Source organism: Nocardia iowensis (assembly GCF_019222765.1).
Taxonomy (GTDB): domain Bacteria; phylum Actinomycetota; class Actinomycetes; order Mycobacteriales; family Mycobacteriaceae; genus Nocardia; species Nocardia iowensis.
Genome location: NZ_CP078145.1, coordinates 3,056,672 through 3,077,045, shown reverse-complemented (window position 1 = coordinate 3,077,045; position 20,374 = coordinate 3,056,672). Strand labels below are relative to the sequence as shown.

Annotated in this window: 13 protein-coding genes; 8 read left to right on the top strand and 5 right to left on the bottom strand. The window is 65.7% G+C overall.

What is annotated here, in order from left to right; genetic code table 11:
- The first annotated feature begins 12 nt into the window (after window positions 1–12).
- Genes KV110_RS14105 through KV110_RS14090 form a run of 4 tightly spaced genes read left to right on the top strand, consistent with a single transcriptional unit; the run spans window position 13 to window position 7,049 of the window.
- Window positions 13–1,227, top strand: coding sequence for a nucleotide disphospho-sugar-binding domain-containing protein (locus tag KV110_RS14105; RefSeq protein ID WP_218476518.1), 1,215 nt, complete (start codon window positions 13–15; stop codon window positions 1,225–1,227).
- A complete protein-coding gene (locus tag KV110_RS14100) occupies window positions 1,224–2,525 on the top strand; it encodes a condensation domain-containing protein (protein ID WP_218476517.1) in 1,302 nt (433 codons plus the stop codon). Before KV110_RS14105 ends, KV110_RS14100 begins: the two co-directional genes overlap by 4 nt.
- Entirely contained in the window at window positions 2,509–3,414 is a 906-nt protein-coding gene (locus tag KV110_RS14095) for an arylamine N-acetyltransferase family protein (protein WP_218476516.1), read from the top strand. The genes KV110_RS14100 and KV110_RS14095 overlap by 17 nt, the downstream gene beginning before the upstream one ends.
- Complete coding sequence (locus tag KV110_RS14090; protein ID WP_218476515.1) at window positions 3,411–7,049, top strand: SDR family NAD(P)-dependent oxidoreductase; 3,639 nt, start codon at window positions 3,411–3,413, stop codon at window positions 7,047–7,049. Before KV110_RS14095 ends, KV110_RS14090 begins: the two co-directional genes overlap by 4 nt.
- Here KV110_RS14090 and KV110_RS14085 read toward each other — a convergent pair.
- Complete coding sequence (locus KV110_RS14085; RefSeq protein ID WP_218476514.1) at window positions 7,046–8,872, bottom strand: AfsR/SARP family transcriptional regulator; 1,827 nt, start codon at window positions 8,870–8,872, stop codon at window positions 7,046–7,048. The genes KV110_RS14090 and KV110_RS14085 overlap by 4 nt on opposite strands.
- A gap of 474 nt (window positions 8,873–9,346) precedes the next feature.
- On the opposite strand from KV110_RS14085, the gene KV110_RS14080 reads away from it, so the two are divergent.
- On the top strand, window positions 9,347–9,820 hold the full coding sequence (locus KV110_RS14080; RefSeq protein ID WP_393540597.1) for a DoxX family protein: 474 nt from the start codon (window positions 9,347–9,349) through the stop codon (window positions 9,818–9,820).
- 132 nt (window positions 9,821–9,952) lie between these two features.
- Here the strand turns inward: KV110_RS14080 and KV110_RS14075 are convergent, their stop codons facing one another.
- Window positions 9,953–10,558: a TetR/AcrR family transcriptional regulator gene (locus KV110_RS14075; protein ID WP_218476513.1), complete on the bottom strand. Its 606-nt coding sequence runs from the start codon at window positions 10,556–10,558 to the stop codon at window positions 9,953–9,955.
- A gap of 156 nt (window positions 10,559–10,714) precedes the next feature.
- Here KV110_RS14075 and KV110_RS14070 point away from each other — a divergent pair, with 156 nt between their 5' ends.
- Window positions 10,715–10,963, top strand: coding sequence for a F0F1 ATP synthase subunit C (locus KV110_RS14070; protein WP_218478453.1), 249 nt, complete (start codon window positions 10,715–10,717; stop codon window positions 10,961–10,963).
- A gap of 98 nt (window positions 10,964–11,061) precedes the next feature.
- Window positions 11,062–12,420 (top strand): MFS transporter, encoded by a 1,359-nt coding sequence (locus tag KV110_RS14065; RefSeq protein ID WP_218476512.1) that lies wholly within the window; start codon window positions 11,062–11,064, stop codon window positions 12,418–12,420.
- A gap of 80 nt (window positions 12,421–12,500) precedes the next feature.
- Here KV110_RS14065 and KV110_RS14060 read toward each other — a convergent pair whose 3' ends face one another.
- From KV110_RS14060 to KV110_RS14050, 3 genes are read right to left on the bottom strand one after another with little or no spacing between them, the layout of a single operon-like run.
- Window positions 12,501–14,270 carry an oleate hydratase gene (locus KV110_RS14060; protein WP_218476511.1) on the bottom strand — a complete coding sequence of 590 codons (1,770 nt, stop codon included), beginning with the start codon at window positions 14,268–14,270 and terminating at the stop codon, window positions 12,501–12,503.
- A gap of 48 nt (window positions 14,271–14,318) precedes the next feature.
- Window positions 14,319–15,173, bottom strand: a complete 855-nt coding sequence (locus KV110_RS14055) for a 3-hydroxyacyl-CoA dehydrogenase (protein ID WP_218476510.1) — start codon at window positions 15,171–15,173, stop codon at window positions 14,319–14,321.
- On the bottom strand, window positions 15,170–15,865 hold the full coding sequence (locus KV110_RS14050) for a TetR/AcrR family transcriptional regulator (protein WP_246634524.1): 696 nt from the start codon (window positions 15,863–15,865) through the stop codon (window positions 15,170–15,172). The genes KV110_RS14055 and KV110_RS14050 overlap by 4 nt, the downstream gene beginning before the upstream one ends.
- 203 nt (window positions 15,866–16,068) lie before the next feature.
- On the opposite strand from KV110_RS14050, the gene KV110_RS14045 reads away from it, so the two are divergent.
- Window positions 16,069–20,298, top strand: coding sequence for an LGFP repeat-containing protein (locus KV110_RS14045; protein WP_218476509.1), 4,230 nt, complete (start codon window positions 16,069–16,071; stop codon window positions 20,296–20,298).
- The last annotated feature ends 76 nt before the right edge of the window (window positions 20,299–20,374 follow it).

Genomic DNA, 20,374 nt, shown 5'->3' with positions numbered 1-20,374 from the left:
ATGGAGGCGAAGATGCGCGTCCTGTTGGCGACGTGGAACATGCCCGGCCATCTGCACCCCATGGTGCCGCTCGGCTGGGCGTTGCGCGCGAGCGGCCATGACGTCGTGGTGGTGAGCAATCCGGATCTGGTGCCGACGATCGTCGGCGCCGGACTGCCCGCGCTCGGCGCGGGCCCGGATTTCGATTCCTACGCGAAGCTGCGCCAGGAACTGGCCGAACGCGCCTGGAAACCCGCACCGCCCGCACCGAGCGCCGATCCCGACGTCGCCGCGGAACGAGCCAGACGGCGACGGCTCAACGGATTCCGGCTCGCGGCCGCCGCGGCACAGGCCCAGGCTCCCGACGCGGTGGCGTTCGCCGAGCGCTGGCGTCCCGACCTTGTCGTCTTCGAACCGGCCGGGTTCGTCGGCCCACTGATCGGAACGCTGCTCGGCGTACCCACCGTCCGTCATCTGTGGAGCATCGATTTCACCGCGCCCATCGCGGAATTCGAACAGGACATCATCGGTGAGCTCGCGGCACCGTACGGCCTGACGCGAATCGGGGTGAACGGCGATATCACCCTCGATCCGGCGCCAACGCGGTTGCAGATCGCCGACGGCCAGGTGCGCAGCCCGATCCGCTACATCCCCTACAACGGTCCCGCGGTGCTGGAACCGTGGCTGTTGACGCCACCCGAGCGACCCCGGATCGGCATCACCTGGGGGACATCCCAGACCCGCCTCGGCTTCGATCACATGGTGCTCGCGCCACGGGTGATGGCCGCGCTCGCCCGCCGCGATGTCGAACTCGCGGTCGCCGTCACCGACGATCAACGCAAGTTGTTCGAGCACGTGCCGGACAATGTGGTTCACCTCGGGCCGATTCCGCTGGACGCCCTCGCCTCGACCTGCTCGGTGCTGGTGGACCAGGGCGGCGCGGGCGGGGTGATGACCGCGCTGATCAACGGCGTGCCGCAGCTGGTCATCTCGCAGATGCCGGACGAGGTCTTCCACGGCCACCAGGTGCGCGACAGCGGCGCGGGGTTGAACCTGCCCGGTGCCGACATCGCCGACACCGATATCGACACCGCCGTGCAGCGACTGTTCGAGGACGACTTCCGCCTCGCGGCAGGTGAATTGCGCGCCGATATGCTGGCGCGGCCGACTCCACTCGCCGTGGTCGGACAACTGGAACAGCTCGCCCGCGACGGGGTGCCGGGTGACCGGGTAGAGGCCGTGGGATGAGGGAGGCCGACACCCCGGGCATTCGTTGGCTGGCCGGACTTCCGGTGCCGCAGTGGCGGTTCTGGTACCGGGAGCAGAAGCAACCCGGCTACCGGGACGGCATCGACACATTCGTCTTCCGGATCACCGGCGAACTGTCGCCCTGCGCACTGGATCGTGCGTTGCACTGGGTGATCGCGGGCCATGAAGCCCTGCGCAGCAAAATAATCCGAGTCGGGGAGCGCGGCACCCGAATCGAGGTGACCGCGCCGGAGTCGACACCATCGGTGCTTGCCGTGCACATCGGGGAGCCCGACGAGGACGCCCCGGTGGTCCGCGATTTCGTCGCCACACCGTTCGTGCTGCCTTCGGAACTGCCGATTCGCGCATTGCTGTGCACCGATGAGGCCGAACGCCACCTGCTGGTGGTGAGCGTGCATCACACCGCGTTCGACGGCTGGTCGGCGATAGTGCTCTTCACCGAACTAGGCGCGGCCTACACGCGCGAACGCACCGGCGAACCGGCCCCCACCCGCACGCCGACCAGCTTCCGCACCAGCTGGGCCGAACAGGAACAGCTCGCCGGACCAGCGGACCAGGACGAACTCATGCGGTGGGGACGGCAATTGGTCGACGTGCCGGACCTGCCGCTGCCCCATCCGGACACCGCAGCCGCCGAACTCACCGTCGGTGCCGTCGATGAACTCTGGTTCGACTTGCCCGACAATGCTTTCCGCAATGTCGGCAGTACGACCCCGAGCATCATCATGCTGGCCGCCTGGGCGCGAGCAGTGCGAAAATACACCGGCGCTGACGATTTCGCGATCGGCGTGCCGGTATCCGGCCGCGGTGTCGCGTCCAGCATGGACACCATCGGCTGTTTCGCCTCGGCGATCGCCCTGCGGTTCCAGCGCGGCGCGCACGACGATCCGCACACCGACCTCGCCACCGCCGCGACCGGGCTGATGCGGGCGATGGACTTCCAGTTCATGCCGCTGGAGCAGATCATTCGACTCGACCCGCACCGCGATCCACGGCGAATGCCGTTCTGCCAGATCGGGTTCGTCGCCCAGAGCGGTGCCAGCGTCGAACTCGCGCTGGCCGGTGCGCAGGTGGAGTACCTGCACCGCCCGAAGCGAGAATCCTCTTACGAACTGACCCTCGAGGTGTGGTCGGGCGAACGGCCGAGCGGACGGCTCTGGTACCGCACCGACATTCTCACCCGCGATCGCGTCGAGCAGTTGCGCGATCACTGGCTGGCCGAATTGGACCGGTGCACCGTCGCGACGAAGGAGGCCGAGCATGCCCGCGCCCACTGATGACGCACGCGTCGGTGCGTATCTCCGGCGAATCGGATTCGGTGCGGCCCCGCCCCGCTCCGCGACCGGCCTGGCCGAGTTGCACGCCGCACACGCCGCGCGCATTCCGTTCGAAACCCTGTGGCACACACCGTCCATCGCGGTGGACGATGCCGTCACGCGCATTGTCGACCATGGCCTCGGCGGCATCTGCTACCACCTCAACGGCGCTTTCGGCTGGCTACTCGACCACCTCGGATACCGTGCGCGACTACATCCGGCCGCCACACAGAGCCGCTTCGCCGCGACAGCCCAACCACCCACCGGAACGCATGTCGTGCTGACCGTCGACCAACTGCCGACACCGGACAATCCGGAGGGCCGCTGGTTGCTCGATGTCGGGGCGGGCGAGGGATTCGATCGACCGCTCCCCCTCGTCGCAGGCGAGTACCTGCGTGGCGACTTCCGCTACCGGTTGCGCCGCTCCGACCTGGATCCGCGCTGGTGGCGATTCGACTACGACCGCCGCGAATCCTGCCGCGGCGTCGATTTCGCGGAAGCCGAGCTGGCCCTCGACGATGTCGCCGACACGTACACCCGCATGGCGGAAACCGATATGGCGATCTTCTTCCGCTACGGATGGGTGAAATGCCATGACGAATCCGGCTTCGACGAGCTGATCGGCTGCCAGCTGTCCCGGGTCACCGCCGCGGGCCGCATCATTCGCACGATCGAAGACCAGGACGACTACTTCACGACACTGGCCACGGTTTTCCACCTCGCGGTCACCGACTCGCCCGATGAGCGAGCGCAGCTGTGGCAGCGGGTCGTCTCGGAATGGTCGGCGCAGCGCTTCCGGGACGACTGGGCACCGGCGCGGGCACGCGACGATATCGCCGCACCGCGATGAGCGTCGAACTCGTCCGCAGTGTCCTCGCGCGTCCGGATGTGCTGGACTGCATCGCGATTCCCGGCACCGCCCATCTCTACGTGGTCGCGACCGCCGACGCCGATCCGGTGGATGTGCAGCGCGAGCTGAGCCGGATGCCTGGTGTCACGGTGCGCGTGCTGCGCCGGATTCCGCGGCTGCCGAACGGGAATCCCGACCTGGCCGCACTGCCCGCGCCCGGCACCGCCGATAGCTGGGTCCCGGTGCGCTATCCGCTCGAGTACCGGCGTATCAACGGGATCCGGCCGATGCGGGACTCCGCTGTGCCCGAGACTCGCAAGCCCGCTCAGGCAACTGGCCCGGAACTCATTGTGGCCCGGACCGATCCCCGAACCCTTCCCGAAGCCTTGTGCACAGCCGCCGCCACTGCGCACAGCGTGGTGATCACCGGACCCGACGGGGACACGCGCCGGTCGTATGCGGACCTGCTCGAGCACGGACACCGGGTCGCGGCGGGACTGCACGGCCACGGTTTCGGCCCCGGCACCAATATCGTGCTGGCCTTACGCGATCTGAACGACTACGTGGTCGCGGTGTGGGCTTGCCTGCTCGGCGGGCTGGTCCCGGTCACCATGCCCGAACCGAAGCCGGACGACCTCGACGCGTTGTCCGCGCTGTCCGCACGGCTGTCCGGCGCTCCCGTTCTCACCTCATCTCCGGTAGCCGCAAGTCTCAGTGCGGCTGTCGCGTTCACCATTGCCGAACTGTCAACGGCAACAGCGGATATAGCGGTACATGAACCGGACCCGGACGACGTCGCATTGCTGGTGCTCTCCTCCGGCAGCACCGGTCGCCCCAAGCTGATCCAACTCACCCATCGCGCGATCGTCCAGAATGCCCTGGTCGCCCGCCAGCTCGACCTGATCCGCGGTGGTGAGACGAGCTTCAATTGGCTTCCCTTCGACCACGCGCCCGCCCTGGTGATGTACCTGCTGCGCGATGCCGTGCTGGGCTGCACCGGCGTGCACGCGCCGACCGACTACATCACCGCGGATCCGTTGCGCTGGCTCGACGTACTGCAGCGACACCGGGTGGCCCACACCTGGTCGGCCAACTTCGGCTATCGCATGCTGACCGCGGCACTGGAGCAGTCCCCGGATCGGCGCTGGGACCTGTCCGCGCTGCGCACCCTGCTCAATGCCGGTGAGCAGTGCATTCCGGCGGTGGTCACCGAATTCCTCGGACAGATGGCGCGATTCGGCATCACCGCGGCGAATGTCGTGCACATGTGGGGTATGGCCGAGACCGCGACGGCCGCGTCGTGCGCGTATTTCCGCGCGGCCGACAACATCGTGACGCACAACGGGATCGAGTACGTCAGCATGGGCGCGCCCGCGCCGGGCAGCCAGTTACGGATCGTCGACGATGCGGTGCCGACGGCGGAACACATTGTGCCGGTGCCGGAGTACACGGTCGGCCGCCTACAGGTGCGTGGCCGACGCGTGACGCCCGGCTACCTGGACAGCGCCGAGGCGAATGCCGCCGCCTTCACTGCCGATGGCTGGTTCGACACCGGCGACCTCGCGTTTCTGGCCGACGGGAAGCTGGTGATCACCGGCCGGGCCAAGGAGGTGGTCGTGATCAACGGCGCGAAGCACCACAGCCACACCATTGAGGAAGTGGTGCACGAAATCGCCGGTGTCCGGCGCGGATTCGCCGCTGCCGTCGGCATCCCCGATCCCGAGGTCGGCACCGAACTACTCGCGGTCTGCTACGTACCGACCAGCTCCGCTGACCATGATCAGATCGCGGATCGGATCGCGGCGGCGGTCACCGATCGACTCGGTCTGCCGGTCGCCGTGATCGCCGCCGTCACCGAATCCGAATTCCCGCGCACGACAGGCGGAAAGGTCCAACGCGCGGTGGTGGCTCGGCGGCTGGCGGCCGGGGAATTGTCCGGCCGCACCGCCCCTGGAATGGGTAATGCGCCCGGCGCGACACCGAATTGCGTCTATGTCACCCGGTGGGCCCCGGTGCCACCCGCCCCTCGCCCCGACACCGGCCTGCGGGGGCCGGTTGTGCTGTTCGCCGACGAGTCCGGTGTCGCCGAACACTTCGTGCGGCGGGTACCGGGGCCGTACACCGTGGTACGAAAAGGCTCGACATTCCGGCACACCGGCGACGGCTATGTCATCGACCCGTATCGCGACGAGCATTGGCTCGCCCTCAGCTCCGAGCTCAGCGCGCCGGAGACGGTGTTGTACCTGTGGAGCTCGGACCTCGAAACAGACTCCTGTGCACGCCATCTCGTGAGCGCCATCCGCTGCTGCACGGCAGGTGAACCTCGACTTATCTCGATCAGCCGGGGCGCTCACGTGATCACCGGGGCCGAACCCGGTGCCGTCGCGGCCGCGGCGACGGCGGCGATCACCGCCGTCTATCGCCGGGAACACCCCCGCAGCAGGGCAATACATATCGACCTGGCCGAGGAAGACGCCGCCACCTGCGCGACCGACCTGGCCAGCGCACTCGCCGACCACCGCACTGCCTACCCCGAAATCGCGTGGCGGCAAGGACATCCGCACCTCCCCGCGTTGCGACGGATCGACACCCCGGTCACCGATCTCGGGCCACTGCGGACCGGTGGCCGCTATGTCGTCTTCGGTGGAGCGGGCGGCATCGGCACTGAATTGCTGAGCCGCCTCGCCGCCACGTTGCGAGCCCGGTTGCTCGTGCTCGGCCGCACATCGCTCGATGGGCCGAACAGTGCCGCCAGGCAAGCCAATTGGCGTCGACTGCGGGACGCGGCCGAGCAGGCGGACTACGCCGCCATCGATATCGGCGACCATGCGGCGGTGGCAACAGCCGTCGCGGCGGCGGAAACACGATGGGCCGCACCACTCGACGGCGTGATCCATCTGGCGGGCGAATACCGCATGCGCCCGCTGGCCGAGGAACTGCCTGCCGACTGGGATCTCACTGCCACCAGCCATATTCGTGGCATCCGAGTGGCCGCCGAGCTGATCCGGCAACGCCCTGGCGCGCACCTGATCATCGGTTCCTCACTGATGGGTGACTTCCCAGCCGCCGGTTGCGCGGCGTATGCCGCCACGAACGCACTGTCCAGAGCGCTGGCCGAAGAACTGCGGCGGGACGGACTTTCGGTCACCAGGGTGGCCTGGAGTCTGTGGCGGGACACCGGTGTCAACGTCGGAAACCGCTACGAGACCGCCGCTGCGGCGCGCGGCTTCCTCGGCCTGAGCCCGAGCCAGGCCGCCGAACTGACCATCGAAACATTGCGCCGCCCGCCGGGCGACTACCAAATCGGTATCGACCGCCGCGGCACCGACGTTCGCGCGCTCATCGACGACACCCGCGATCTCGCCCGCACCGAACCGGACGACTCGACCCGTAGGCCCGACCTCCCACCGGAGGCCACCGAAATCCTCGGCCGCATGATCGGCGCCCTGGACGGATTCACCGGCCAGCGGTTGTCCACCCACACCCCCATCACCTATCTCGGCCGCACCTCGGTGCAGATGGTGCAGGTGCACGCCCGCCTGGAAGCCGCGCTCGATACCGCGATACCGCATGAAATGTTCTTCGCCGCACCGACACTCGGCGCCCTGGCGGGCGCACTACACGCCGCCCGCTAGCAGGCCTCGATGGTAGGGCCGGACAGCGCGCCCACATAGCGGGCCTCGATGTTCGGGCTGATCAGCGAGCTCACATGACAGGCAACGAGTTCGGGAATGTCGAAGCTGTCCACCCCACCCACGCCCCAGTCGCATCGGACGAGGCCGACCTGGATCAGCTGCTCGACCGCGGTGTCGGCACACACCTGTTCGACCGCGCACAGTTGCTCGGCCCGCAGCATGGTCAGGCTGCTCAGTCCGGCGGCGACCGCGGCGTCGAGCAGCGCACGGGCGGGCGCGTCCAGCTCCCGGTAGCTCGCCGCGACCGACTGCCCCATGTTCCAGTCGAGGAACTGCAATTGCTGCAACCGTCGCCGTGGATCGGACAAGCGGTCCGCGAGCGTGGACAGCGAGAGCAATCGATGGGTGAGCAGTTTCGCACCGACGATGCGCAACGCCAATGGAATTCGATCGCAATACGCGATGACCCGTTCCGCGGCGTCACTTTCGACAGCGACGCGTTGCGCGCCGATGATCGACGACAGAATCTGGCGGCTCTGGTACGCGTCGGGTGCGTCGAGTTCGAACGGGACCGCGCCTTCCAGACCCGCGACGGCATGAAAGGAACCGGTGATCAGCACCGCGCTTCCGGGACCACCCGCGAGTAGTTGTCGAATCTGGGCGCGGGCGGTGACATTGTCGAGTACGATCAGTACCCGGCGCCCGGCCGCCCAACTACGGAATAATTCCGCGCGCTCGTCGAGATCATCCGGCAGTCGATCTGCCGAAAAGCCCACCGCTCTGAGAAAACGGCCGAGTATTCCGCTGGGACCGCCCCCGTTTTCCCGGAGGTCGGCGTAGAACTGCCCATCGGGAAAGCAACTCCGCGCCTTGTGTCCGGCATGTATCGCCAACGCCGACTTACCGACTCCCGGCCCACCGGTAACCGTGACCACGACCGCCGTGGCAGCGCCCTCATTGGTGAACAGTTCGGTGAGCCGTTCGGTTTCCTCGGCCCGTCCGGAGAAATCAGACAAATCGCGCGGAAGTTGTGCCGGTGCCACGGTATTGCGGACATCGTCGGCGCCCGGCGACTCGATCGCGCCATCGAGCAATCCCCGTTGCAATTCCTGAATCGCCGAGGACGGCTCGATGCCGAGCTCCGCACTCAGGTTGGAGCGCAGCAGGTGATAGACCTCGAGCGCCTCCGACCGGCGGCCACATCGGTGCAGGCAGGTCATCAGATTGCCGTGCAGTCCCTCGTGATAGGGATGCTCACCGCACAGCAACTTCAGTTCGGCGATCAGGTCCCGATCATGACCGAGCCGCATGCGCGCCTCCACCCGCAACTGCGTGACCTGCAACAACGACTCGCGCAACCGGTTGATCTCCGGTTCCAAAATCGGACCGGCGCAGATGTCGTACAACGGGGTGCCGGTGCACAATGCCGAGGCCTTCGACGCCGACAACAGCGCCTCGGCCACCGCGCCGTCGGCCAGTTGGTCGCGCGCACGCTGGGCGAGCTGCTCGAATACCGCAATATCGAGTTCGTGGTCGGCCAACCGTATTTCGTAGCCGAGCGGATGTGTCCGCAGCACGTCCCGGCCATTGGCACCATGCGCCTGCAGCAGCTTTCGCAGCTGATAGACGTAGGTCTGCAGGGTGGCGAGCGCACTGATCGGCGCCTCCTCGTCCCACAGTTCTTCGAGCAGCACGCCGGTGGGCACGATGCGATTTCGCCGGACCGCGAGCACGGCCAGCAGACTGCGCAACTTCGGCGCCGTCGGCGTAATCTCATCATCATCCACGTTGACTTGCAGCCTGCCGAGCGTTGACACGAACATCCAAACTCCTGGATCTTCTGGCAATCCCCACTGAATCCTGATAGTTAGCCCCGCTCAACACATTCGAACACGGCTTCAAAGGGACGACTACCAGCAAATCGGACAATGTGATGTAAATTACAGTCCCCGGACTCACCGCAGCCGTTGCAAATCGGACATTCGCCGAATCAGACTTGCTTATAACAGAATTAGAAGTGCTTATCAGCAGCTTCAGAACTATCGCCACGGGCCACGGCGAGCATGAGCAAGAAGGCCGATTCCGACATTCCATACAACTGCGACATTCGTCCAATCTATTGCATCCATCGCGTCCGATGAATTGGCAACTGGCGCAATGTAGAAGGTAAGCCAATCCTTTCTCAGGGCGAAGCAGTACGGATTGCGCCGTCTTACCACCGCCGTCGCCCTCCGCGATTTACGCTGTGCGCGAGGCACTTACACAACCGAGCCGGATCCTCAGGAGGTGAACAACCGGTGAACCTACGGAGCACGATCGTCGAGCCCGGTCCCTCGTCGGCCGCGATCCTGGTCAGAGCAGCGGTGGGCGTGGTCTTCCTGTCCGAGGGGATCCTGAAGTTCCTGCGACCGTCCGATCAGGCGGCCGGACGGTTCACCACCATCGGGATTCCGGCACCGGAGTTCTTCGGGCCCCTCGCCGCAGTGACCGAAACACTGTGTGGCACATTAGTTCTCGTCGGATTGCTGACGAGGATCGCGGCACTCCCCTTGCTGATCGACATGGTATTAGCGCTCGCACTGACCAAAATCCCCATCCTGTGGGGCGGGTCGGCCGACAAACCGAAAGCCGACGGCTTCTGGGACATGATGCACGAGGCACGCCTCGACTGGGCCCTCCTGCTCTGCTCGACTTTCCTGCTCGTGACCGGCCCGGGCCGCTGGTCGCTGGACGCGGTGATCGCACGCCGGACGACTACGTCAGCTCGGTGAGATCTGAGGCACCTCGGGCCGCCGCGGACTTGCACCCACCCCTGAGCCGGGGAGTAGGGTTTTCTCGCTGAGCGTTAGCTGAAGTTCGTCAGGTCGGTGAAGCCGCACCGACCGGGACGGCGCCATCGACACCTACCCGCGGTCGGGGGATCCGAAAGCGCGGTCCAGCTGATGATCCAGCGCCGCCAGCGCGGCATCGGCTTCGATCCCACCGACCATCAGGCGCATCATCAATCCGTCGGCGAGGGCGAGCAGTATTTCTGCTTCCCGAGCGGGATCGGCTGCGGACTCGCCGTCCGAGCAGGCTTTGCCGACCTGCTCGGCAACGAACGCGTGCAGGGCACGGGTGCCTTCGCGCAGCGGGTCCGCCATCCGCGGTTCCACCACCGCACGCGCGAAAAAGGCAATCCACATGGGCATTTCGGCCCTGGCATGCGCCCCGACCGGCATCATCTCGACCAACAGCGCCCGCACCAGCGACCGCGCGTCCGGCGGCTGCGGCAGTGTCGCGACCGCCTGGGCGACGCGATGTTCGACGCGTTCGCTGATCGTCCCGAAGGCGAACAGCAGCATCTCGTCTTTGGTCTTGAAGTAGTGCTGGATCCGGCCCATCGACACACCCGCCTCGGCGGCGACGTGGCGCAGGCTGACCCCCTCGAGCCCGCGGGTCGCCGCCAATCGGCACACCGCCGCGGCGATCTGCTGACGGCGTTCGTGATGGTCAACCTGTTTCGGCACATCCACCTCTCCACCTATGGCAATGCGATCGCATTGCCATAGCCCATCCGATCGGGTTACGATGCGAGTGCATTGCAACGAGTTGGGCAAAGTATAGGACCGGCCGTCTCGGCCCGGTCGTCGACGGGAGGGACCGCCATGGCATCTGATCCGGAAATGGTGCAGGCGGTGATCACCGCGGGCGCATTCATCGGCGGTGGACTGATGATGGGCGGCGCCGCCGCCGGCGCCTGCCTCGGCGACGGGTTCGCCGGCGGACAACTGCTCGCCGGGATCACCAGGCAACCCGAGGCCGAAAAGCGCCTGATGACCCCGTTTCTCATCACCGTCGGCCTGGTCGAGGGAACCTACTTCATCAACCTCGCCTTCATGGCGCTGATCGTGTTCGCCACGCCGGGTAAATAGGGAACGACCGCGTCCCTCGCCGAAATCGGCGACCCATGATCGGTCGTTAAGCCATAGTCGTACAAGACCTTTCGGCACGAGAGCGATGGACCACGACTATGAGCAACCCGAGCCCGGCCACTGGCGCGCGCTTCGCCAGGATCGTCGCCGCCAGCGTGGCCGGGACGACGATCGAGTTCTACGACTTCTTCCTCTACGGCCTCGCCGCGGCGCTGGTCTTCAACAAGGTCTTCTTCCCGGCCGGCGATCCGCTGACCGGCGTCTTGCTGGCCATGGGCACCTATGCCGTCGGATTCCTCGCGCGTCCGCTGGGAGGGGTGCTGTTCGGTCACCTCGGTGACCGGCTCGGCCGCCGCCGCACGCTGTCGATCACCCTGATGCTGATGGGCGGCGCGACCGTCGCGATCGGCCTGCTCCCCTCCTACGCCAGCATCGGGGTCGCGGCGCCGATCCTATTGGTGCTGCTGCGGCTGGTGCAGGGGCTCGCGCTCGGTGGCGAGTGGGGCGGCGCCGTCTTGCTGGTCGCCGAGCACGGATCCGCGGCGCACCGCGGGTTCTGGAGCAGTTGGCCGCAAACCGGTGGGCCACTGGGAAATCTGATGGCCACGGGCGTGCTCGCCGCCCTCGGGCTCGCCATCTCCAACGCCGAATTCCAGGACTGGGGCTGGCGGATTCCGTTCCTGCTCTCGATAGTGCTTGTCCTGGTAGGGATGTGGCTGCGGCACGCGGTGGAGGAGTCGCCGATCTTCCTGGCGGCGCAGCGGCGCGCCGCGACCCATACCGGGCACGCGCCGCTGCGGATCGTCCTCGGCCGCTATCGCAAGCAGGTGCTGCTGGCCGCGCTCGCCGACGTCGGCGAAAAGGCGACGTACTACACGTTCAGCATCTTCTTGCTCGCCTACCTCACTCAGGTGGTACATGTGCCGAAATCCACCGCGCTGACCGCGATTACCATCGCTTCGGTCTTTCAGGCGACCGCGATCGTGCTCGGTGGCGCGGTCGGCGACCGGTACGGACGACGGGTGTCCAGCGTGCTCCTCGCCGGGGTTATCGCGGCGTGGGCATTGGCCGCATTGCCCATGGTGGACACCGGAAGTCCGGTCCGGATCACCCTGGTGATCACAGTCGGGCTCACCCTGCACGGATTGCTGACGGGTGTGCAGGCGCCTTTCTTCGCCGAACTGTTTCCCAGCGAAGTGCGCTACACCGGAGCGTCATTGGGTTATCAGCTCGCCACCATCGTCGGTGGTTCGCTGACCCCGATCATCGGAGTCGCTCTGCTGCACCGCTATCCGTCGACCGTGCCGATCACGCTGCTGCTGTGCCTGACGCTGGCCGGTACAGCGAGTGCGTTCCTGTGGGCGGGCGAGACTCGTGGACGCGATCTGCGCGATATCGCACGAGACCCGACGGACAGCGCGCCGACCGACAAGAGCCGATCGACGCCCACGTCCTGAATGCCGCATTGCCGGTTGGCCATCCGGATACGACGGTGGCTCGGCCCAACGGGGCCGAGCCGCCAGCCGTGGGAGGAAGGCTACTTCTTGTCGGCAACCAGCCCATACTCTTCGAGCATCACACCGATCTCCGTGGAATCCAGCTTCTTCATCAACTTCTTGCGCAGCAGGTCGGGTCCGGGGATGTGTAGCTCGTCGCCGTCGCGTAGTCGGCTCGTCGCCGCCAGCAGCTTGCGGACGTCGTAGGTCGAGTTGTAGACCTCCGGCACTCCCCTTTCGATGCCGAGCAGCTGGTAGGTCGCCTCCATCGCGGTGCGCACGGAGTACTCCGTGGTGAAGATGCAGTCACGGGTGGTCTCGGCGAACTGACCGATGAAGGCGAAGTTCACCGAGCCGGCCGGCACGACATCCGGGCGGTCTCCGGCTTGACGCGGCATGAAGAACGCCGTGATGTACGGCATCATCACCGGCACGCATTTCGCCGAATTCGCCGCGAGGTCGGCGATTTCGTCCTCCGGCACACCCATGTGGTACAGCCATTCCTGGGTGATCTCTTCGCCGGTGCACGCGCTCATCGGCTTCTTGACGTAGTCGCCCGGGACGTCCACGAACAGCGAGTAGATCCAGACCACGATCTGGTCCTTCGGCTGCTGCTTGAAGTGTGGCTGCCGGTTGACCGTCCAGCTCATCAGCCAGCTGGAGTCCTTTACGGTGACAATGCCGCCGGTGACCACCTTGCCGCTGAAAGGATCACGTTTGCAGATCTTTTGGATGTAACTCGGGATCCGCTCGTCGAGCGTGGTGACGGTGGCCGACTCCCATTTGGTCTCCGGAATGTGTCCGCCGAACACGTCGGGATGCCCGAATGCGGGGTCCTTCGCCGCGATGTGCCGCCACAGATCCCAGGCGGGTGCGGGACCGTCGAGTAGCTTCGCCGGGGTGTGGTGATCGCCTTCGTTGGAGTTCTCGGTGAGCGAGCCGATGGTGGCGAAGACCAGATCGTTCTCCCCCACATCGACGCTGCCCTCGGTACCTTCGGATACCCAGTGGATCTTGGTGGCCTGCTTGCGTTCCCGGGTGAGGTGGAAGTCGATGTCGGTGATCTCGGTGTCGAACCGGAAGGTCACGCCCTGATCGAGCAGCCAGCGGTACAGCGGCAGCACGAGCGATTCATATTGGTTGTACTTGGTGAACTTCAGTGCCGAGAAATCGGGCAGACCACCGATGTGGTGAATGAAGCGATGCAGATACAACTTCATCTCCAGCGCGCTGTGCCATTCCTCGAAGGCGAACATCGTGCGCCAGTACAGCCAGAAGTTGCTCTTCAGGAAGTCCTCGCCGAAGACCTCGTTGATGCGCTTGTTCTCCATCTCCTCGGGCGCGGCGAGGAATACCTTGATCATGTCCTTCTGGGCCTTGTTGCTCAGGGTGAACAAGCCGTCGGTGTGGGCGTCCTGGCCGCGCTTCTCGGTGGCGCGCTGCAACGACGAGTTGGGGTCGTCCTTGTTCAGCCAGTAGAACTCGTCGAGGACACTCGCCCCGTCGATCTCCATCGACGGGACCGACCGGAACAGGTCCCAGAGGCATTCGAAGTGGTTCTCCATCTCGCGGCCACCGCGGATCACGAAGCCCTTCTTCGGCTCCTTGATGCCGTCGAGCGCGCCGCCGGGTAGCTTCAACTGCTCGAAAATGGTGATCTTGTCACCGGACATCTGACCGTCGCGGATGAGAAACGCCGCACCCGACAGCGAGGCGAGCCCCGCGCCGACGAACCACGCCGTCTTGTCCTCCACCCCCGCCGGCTTGCGTGGACGGGCGAAGGCCTCGTAGTTGCCGCTGCTGTAGTACATGTGACTCCTCTCCTCGAACTGGTTCGGAATGACTTGCCGCGCTTGCGGTTACGAGTACTTGTAGAAGCCCTCACCGCTGGCTACGCCGAGCTTGCCCTTGTCGATGTAGTTCTCCTTCAGCCACGCCGCGAGCTTCTTCCCGTTCTCGTCGCTGCTGTTGGCGAGGATGTTGTACGGGGTGGTGAGGCCGATGACGTCGATCATCTGGAACGGTCCGAACGGGGCGCCCGTGGCGATCCGCCAGGTCTTGTCCACCGCCTCCGGGTCGGCGTAACCGCCCGCGCTGAGTGCCATGGCGGCGTTCAACAGCGGCACGAGCAGCGAGTTGACCACATAGCCCGCCTTCTCCTTGTGCAACTCGATCGGCACCATGCCGATCGCGTCGGCGAACTCGGCGACCGCCCGGAACACCTCCGGGTCCGTCTCCTTCGTCCCCATCACCTCGGCAGTGTTGTACCGCCACACGTCGTTGGCGAAGTGCAGCGCGAGGAACCGGTCGGGGCGTCCGGTGGAATCCTTGATGTCGCTGGGCAACAGGGTGGACGAGTTGGTGGCGAAGATCGTTCGCTCCGGCGCCAGTTCGCCCAGCTTCTGGTAGGTCTCCTGCTTGATCTTCAGCACCTCGGGCACCGCCTCGATGACGAGGTCGGCATCCTTCGCCGCCGCGGCGAGATCGGTGGTCAGGGTGATGGCTTCGGCAGCCTTTTCGGCCTTGCCGTCGCCCGCGCCGTCCACCTCGTCCCGGTAGATCGCCACCAGTTTGGTAAAGCGATCGCGCGCTGCGGACAGGGCATCGTCGTTGATGTCGTAGGCCGTGACGTCGAATCCGCTGAACGCGGTTTGGAACGCGATTTGTGAACCGAGAACCCCGGTTCCGAGGACGGTCACCTTGCGGATGGTCATTGCGTTCTCCTTCCTGCCGGAGGCGAGGTTCGCCCCTCGACGTCCACTTCACCGATCGAGGCGAGGAAACCCGCGACGATCTGGGCGATCTGGTCCCGCAGGTCGCCGGTCGCGTCCCGACCCGGATGAGCTCCGGTCGACGGCCGGGCGAGGATGAGATGCAGCACGGCGAACACACTGCGACCCGCCAGCAATGCGCGGGCGAACAGGTGATTCGCGTCGACACCGCGGACGGTCGCGGCCGCGGTGAGCCGGTCGGCGATCATCGCCTCCAGCCGTGCGACCAAGGCGAGACCTTCCGCGCGGTACTGCTCGGCGGGTGCACCGAACAACAGCTCACGCTGGTAGGCCACGGTGTTCTCGACGCGCCGGTCGGCGGCTTCGAGAATCGGCCGGACCATGGCAAGTACCGCCTGGACCGGGTCGTCCTCGGCGCGCGATGCCTGGTCACCCAGCTCGAGTGCCGCCCGGAAATCCTCGTTGTAGACCATCAGCAGCAGCTCGCCCTTGGACGAGGCGTACCGGAACAGCGTCCCGGCGGCCACGTCCGCGCGCTCGGAGATTTCCTGGGTGGTGACGCTGTCGAAGCCACGTTCCGCGAACAGCGCCGCCGCGGCCTCGAAGATGCGGGACTGCTTGTCTCGCATATTGCGCAGTCGGCGGCCGACTTGCGCTGCTCCAGGCGTGGTCATCTGCTGCGGTACCTCCCAATAATGAGTGGACTCATTTCTGAGCGTACTCCTAGTTATTCAAAGGGCAACCCCGGATTCGGGGTCGGCCCTCGGCCGTGCAGCGGTCCCGGTCAGCACCACGCACCGTCTGAACAACCCCTTGAAATAAGTCAGAGAGACTGATTAAATTAGTCAGATGGGCTTACCAAATCGGAGATACGACGATGACAACGTGCATTCAGGACGCGGTCGGTTCGATCGGTGATCGGTGGCGGGAGACCGGCGCCCAATACGGCCCACTGGGTTGCCCGATCGCCGCCGAGACCGTCGACGCGGCCGGAAACCGCACCCAGCAGTTCGAACGCGGCGAGATCGCGTGGTCGGTCGCGCAGGACATGATCGTCACCTGCTATCGCCTGCGGGATTACGCCTGCTTCGAATGGCAGCTCGCCAGCGACCACTATCGCTACAAATATTGGCAATTCGAGGCTTTCATCGACAACAAGGGCCTCGGGCTAGCGGCCACCACCTTCTTCTTCGATGAGGACGTGCCGCATCGCCTGACCCGCGGGCGTCGGACAATGCGGATCCAAAGCGCTGGCCGCTACGAGTTCCAGGTCCGGGGCTGTGACGACGCGGATGGAGATACCTGCAGGCAGGGGTATACCAAGCGGATCGGATTCACCGTCGGTCGCGTCGGCGTCAGCCCCTTCCCGGACGACGCGCCGGTCGAAGGTTTGATCGCGGACCGCTGGCATCTGTACGACGCGTGGGCGGGACCGCTCGGCCGACCCGCTGGGCCGGTCATCGCACAACCGAACGGCCAACTGCAGCAGAACTTTTCGAGCGGTCAGATCAGTGTGGATCCCCGCTTCGGAAACCTGGTCAGTGTTGTCTACGCGGTCCGCGAGGCGATTTTCGTCAGCTGGGGTCCGGCCGCGTATCCCGAGGCGGATGGGCTGCGGCCGACCCATTACCGGCTCGAGGGGTTCCGGGAGATGACCCCGCTCTTCACCGAGTACCTGCAACCCGACCCGGCGTGGATCGAATTCAGCTGCGGTGGTTACCAATTCGATCCGCGAACGGTTGGGGCGACCCAGTACCAGTTCCACCTGTATCCCGGTCTACCCGACTCGCCGGTGGGTGAAGTCGGGCCCGCTATGCCGCTGATGTCGGTGGGCTTCCGGCCACCGACCAAGGGTTTCGAGCTGGATGTCACGACGGTCGGCGGCACCCCGGCACGCGCCGTCGCCACGGACACCGCGCGCTGCCGTGCGGTGGTGCACGCGGTTGCGACGACCACTACCGTCCGACCGGCACAGCAGCTGTATGAGAACGAAGATCTGGGTGCCTACCTGGTCGCACATTTGCAGGCAATACGCAATCATCGGTCGTCCCTCGACGATGGCGGGCACCTGACTTACGCGGTCCCCGGCGATCGGCTTTTCCAGGTGACGATCGTCAACGAGGCCATTCTCAACTTGGCGCCCGGCCCGGTCGGTACCGACAGCGGCGAACACCTCAGTGGTCTCACGGTCCTGTACTGCAACAAGCTCAACGGCGAATACGACACGCTGCTCAAGCATCTCGTCGCGATCGCTTTCCGCTACGACGATCTGCTGCAACCGCGGGTCCGTGCGCACCTGCTCGACCGTTTGCTTTCGATGCGCGGCAGGCACGACGACAGTGTCGAAGTCAGGCAATTGTGCTGCAACTGGTCCGAACTCGGCGAGGTCGCGGTCGCCGCGGCCGGAACGATCGTCGGCCCGGTGGTCTTCGCGCTGATCGGCGGACCGCCGTGCCTCGAAATCGCGGAATCGGAAAACCATCTACTGCTCATCGAGAGCGCGCGCTACCTCACCAATCAACTACTCCACCAACGGGATCCGCGCATCGAGTACGACAACAGTCGTAACGGGTTGCGGGAGTGGCTGCTCGGGCGGCTACAGGTCGCGGCGAGGCACGACTTCCTGGAGTTCAACTCCAGGCCGTATCTGCGCTACACCACGAACGCGTTGCTGAATCTCGAGGAGTTCGCGGACCCGGAGGTTTCGACAGCCGCTCGGGTCCTGCTGGACTATCTGATGGTCAAGTTCGCGGTGTCGAGCAGCGAGTTGCGCCGGCTCGGACCGTTTCGGCGGCTGCGGGACAACAACAATGCCGAGAGCCCGCCGGACCGCAACAACTTCTACTCCGCCACCTCCGATCCGATGACCGGCTTCTTCCATCAGTACGCCGGGCCACCGCGCACGGCCACCGGGGAGCCCGGTAAGCACATGCCCGGCCTGTGGTACATCGAATGTCTCATCGTCGGTCTCGCCCGGTACCGGCCGCCAGCTGCCGCCTACGTGCTCGCCATGGACAACACGTGGTCCGGCACGCACCTGTTCCACCACGGCTCCCGGCCGGTCATTCGGGCCGGTGAGCAGGCCGACGCGGGTGTCGAAATCTATTACCGCTCACCGTCGTTCCTGCTGACCGCGGGCGGCGTGTTCCTCAACAGCGGCTACGGGCACGACGAAATCGTCGAATACGAGAATGCCAGTGGGCCGCAAGCGATCACGCTGCTGCCGACGCGGGGCAACTTCACCTTCGAGCAGCTCATCCGGCTCGATCCCTGGCCCAAGGCGGGCAGCGCCGTGAATACCGCCGTCTGGCGAGGGTTCGCGTGCGGAGCGAACCTGCGCATCCCGGCATGGCTCAAAGATCCGACGGTGCCGCTGGTCGGCTGGTACTTCTTCGACCTGAACCAGGACTTCCCCGGTCGCGGGAAACTGGGACTGCACGTCGTCGTACTGGTAACGCCTCCGGGCGAGATCTTTCTCGACGGCCGACACGACCGGGACTGGCCGACGAACTGGGCGTTCATCTACGCGATGGAGGCCACGCTGGGATTCGATGAATTCCGGCAGCGAACCCTGGACCGCAACCGCGACATCATCGCGGACTCTTCCTATTTTAGGTCCGGCATCGACTATGTCTTCAACTCGCCGGACGGGCATCGGATCGAGTTCGTCATCGCACCGGCCTCGGACCGTGCTTGGGGTGCCGGGTTCGTCAGGGGTGACCGGTACTCCTCGCGCATCAAGCGCTTCGGCGACACGATTCTCGAGCCAGACTTGCAGCGACTTCCGCTGGCCAGTGGCGAGTATCTGCGGTCCGACGGTCACACCGGCCGTTTCGAGATCCGCTATCCGGGTTGCGACGCCCCGCTCGTCCTCGACTTCCGAAATCCGGCCCATGCCGAACGCACCGGCGAGCCCGCCTGCCCCGCTTGGTACCCGGATGTCATCCGCGCCTACCACGAAGTAGCCCAAAAGCTTCGAACAGTAGGTCGGCACACCGAAGCCGCGGGCATCGGCCGCAAAGCACTGCAGGCCGCCGCCGAAATCCGCGGACTGGCCGCCCAGCCCGTCATCGCCGCGGACGTCGCCGGGAACCTGATCTTCATCGGCGCCTATCTCGAGGCTGGCGAAGAAGCCGTCGCGGTGACTGCAGCAGGCACCCAACTACTGCGCGACCTCGTCATCGCCCAACCCGGCAATGCCGAGTATCTCAACAGCCTCTCGTGGGCGCTGCACAACCTCGCCGCTCGTCACCACAGCGCCGGAAACGCACCCGGCGCCGCCGGGCTCGGCACCGAAGCAGCCCAGCTACCACCGCGGTTCGAACTGGCCGCCGCAACTCCGAGCGTCCGTGCCCACGTCGCGTCGAACCTCACCTACGTCGGCGCGTATCTACCGGCGGGTGACGAGGCGGTCGATGTCACGATTGCGGCCGTGCGGGTCTATCGCGAACTGAATACCAGCTATCCCAGCGATTCCGGCTATCTCGACAGCCTTTCTTGGGCACTACACAACCTTGCCGCGCGGCACAGTGGCGCCGGAAACCCGGGGGCCGCAGTCGGACTCGGCGTGGAGGCAGCCGATCTTCCGAAGCGATTCGATGCCACCGCCGCCCCGGCGAACGTCAAAGCGCATGTCGCCGCCAACCTCGTATACGTCGGCGCCTATCTGCCCGCGGGCGAGGAAGCGGTCGATGTCACGACTGCGGGGACTCAGACCTTCCGGCAACTGAACGTCGACTTCCCTGACGATCCCGCGTATCTGAACACCTTCTCGTGGGCGTTGCACAACCTCGCCGCCCGCCATCACAGTGCCGGACACCCCCACGGCGCGGTCGGCCTCGGCACCGAAGCAGCCCAACTGACAGCACGGTTCGACACCACCCATGCTGATCACTTAACCCGAGCCTCCGTCGCCTCGAACCTGGTCTATATCGGCGCGTACCTACCGGCAGGCAACGAGGCAGTCGAGGTGACCGCCACGGCAGTCCGCATATACCAAGCCCTGACAGCCGCACATCCCGAAAACCCCGACTACCCCGTCAACCTCGCATGGGCCCAACAGAACTTGGCGGCTCGGGTAGCCGCCGCCGGGGCAGGCCCCGCATAGAGCGACTGAGCGAGAGGCTTTGGTGCAGTTCACAATTGGCGAGCATTTGAGCTGTGCACCAGAACATTTTCGGGCA

What these genes read in the sequence shown, in the direction of transcription:
- KV110_RS14060 (WP_218476511.1), bottom strand. Translation starts at nt 14,270, where the DNA reads ATGTACTACAGCAGCGGCAACTACGAGGCCTTCGCCCGTCCACGCAAG.
- KV110_RS14065 (WP_218476512.1), top strand. Translation starts at nt 11,062, where the DNA reads ATGAGCAACCCGAGCCCGGCCACTGGCGCGCGCTTCGCCAGGATCGTC.
- KV110_RS14100 (WP_218476517.1), top strand. Translation starts at nt 1,224, where the DNA reads ATGAGGGAGGCCGACACCCCGGGCATTCGTTGGCTGGCCGGACTTCCG.
- KV110_RS14090 (WP_218476515.1), top strand. Translation starts at nt 3,411, where the DNA reads ATGAGCGTCGAACTCGTCCGCAGTGTCCTCGCGCGTCCGGATGTGCTG.
- KV110_RS14105 (WP_218476518.1), top strand. Translation starts at nt 13, where the DNA reads ATGCGCGTCCTGTTGGCGACGTGGAACATGCCCGGCCATCTGCACCCC.
- KV110_RS14055 (WP_218476510.1), bottom strand. Translation starts at nt 15,173, where the DNA reads ATGACCATCCGCAAGGTGACCGTCCTCGGAACCGGGGTTCTCGGTTCA.
- KV110_RS14095 (WP_218476516.1), top strand. Translation starts at nt 2,509, where the DNA reads ATGCCCGCGCCCACTGATGACGCACGCGTCGGTGCGTATCTCCGGCGA.
- KV110_RS14050 (WP_246634524.1), bottom strand. Translation starts at nt 15,865, where the DNA reads ATGACCACGCCTGGAGCAGCGCAAGTCGGCCGCCGACTGCGCAATATG.
- KV110_RS14070 (WP_218478453.1), top strand. Translation starts at nt 10,715, where the DNA reads ATGGTGCAGGCGGTGATCACCGCGGGCGCATTCATCGGCGGTGGACTG.
- KV110_RS14085 (WP_218476514.1), bottom strand. Translation starts at nt 8,872, where the DNA reads ATGTTCGTGTCAACGCTCGGCAGGCTGCAAGTCAACGTGGATGATGAT.
- KV110_RS14045 (WP_218476509.1), top strand. Translation starts at nt 16,069, where the DNA reads ATGACAACGTGCATTCAGGACGCGGTCGGTTCGATCGGTGATCGGTGG.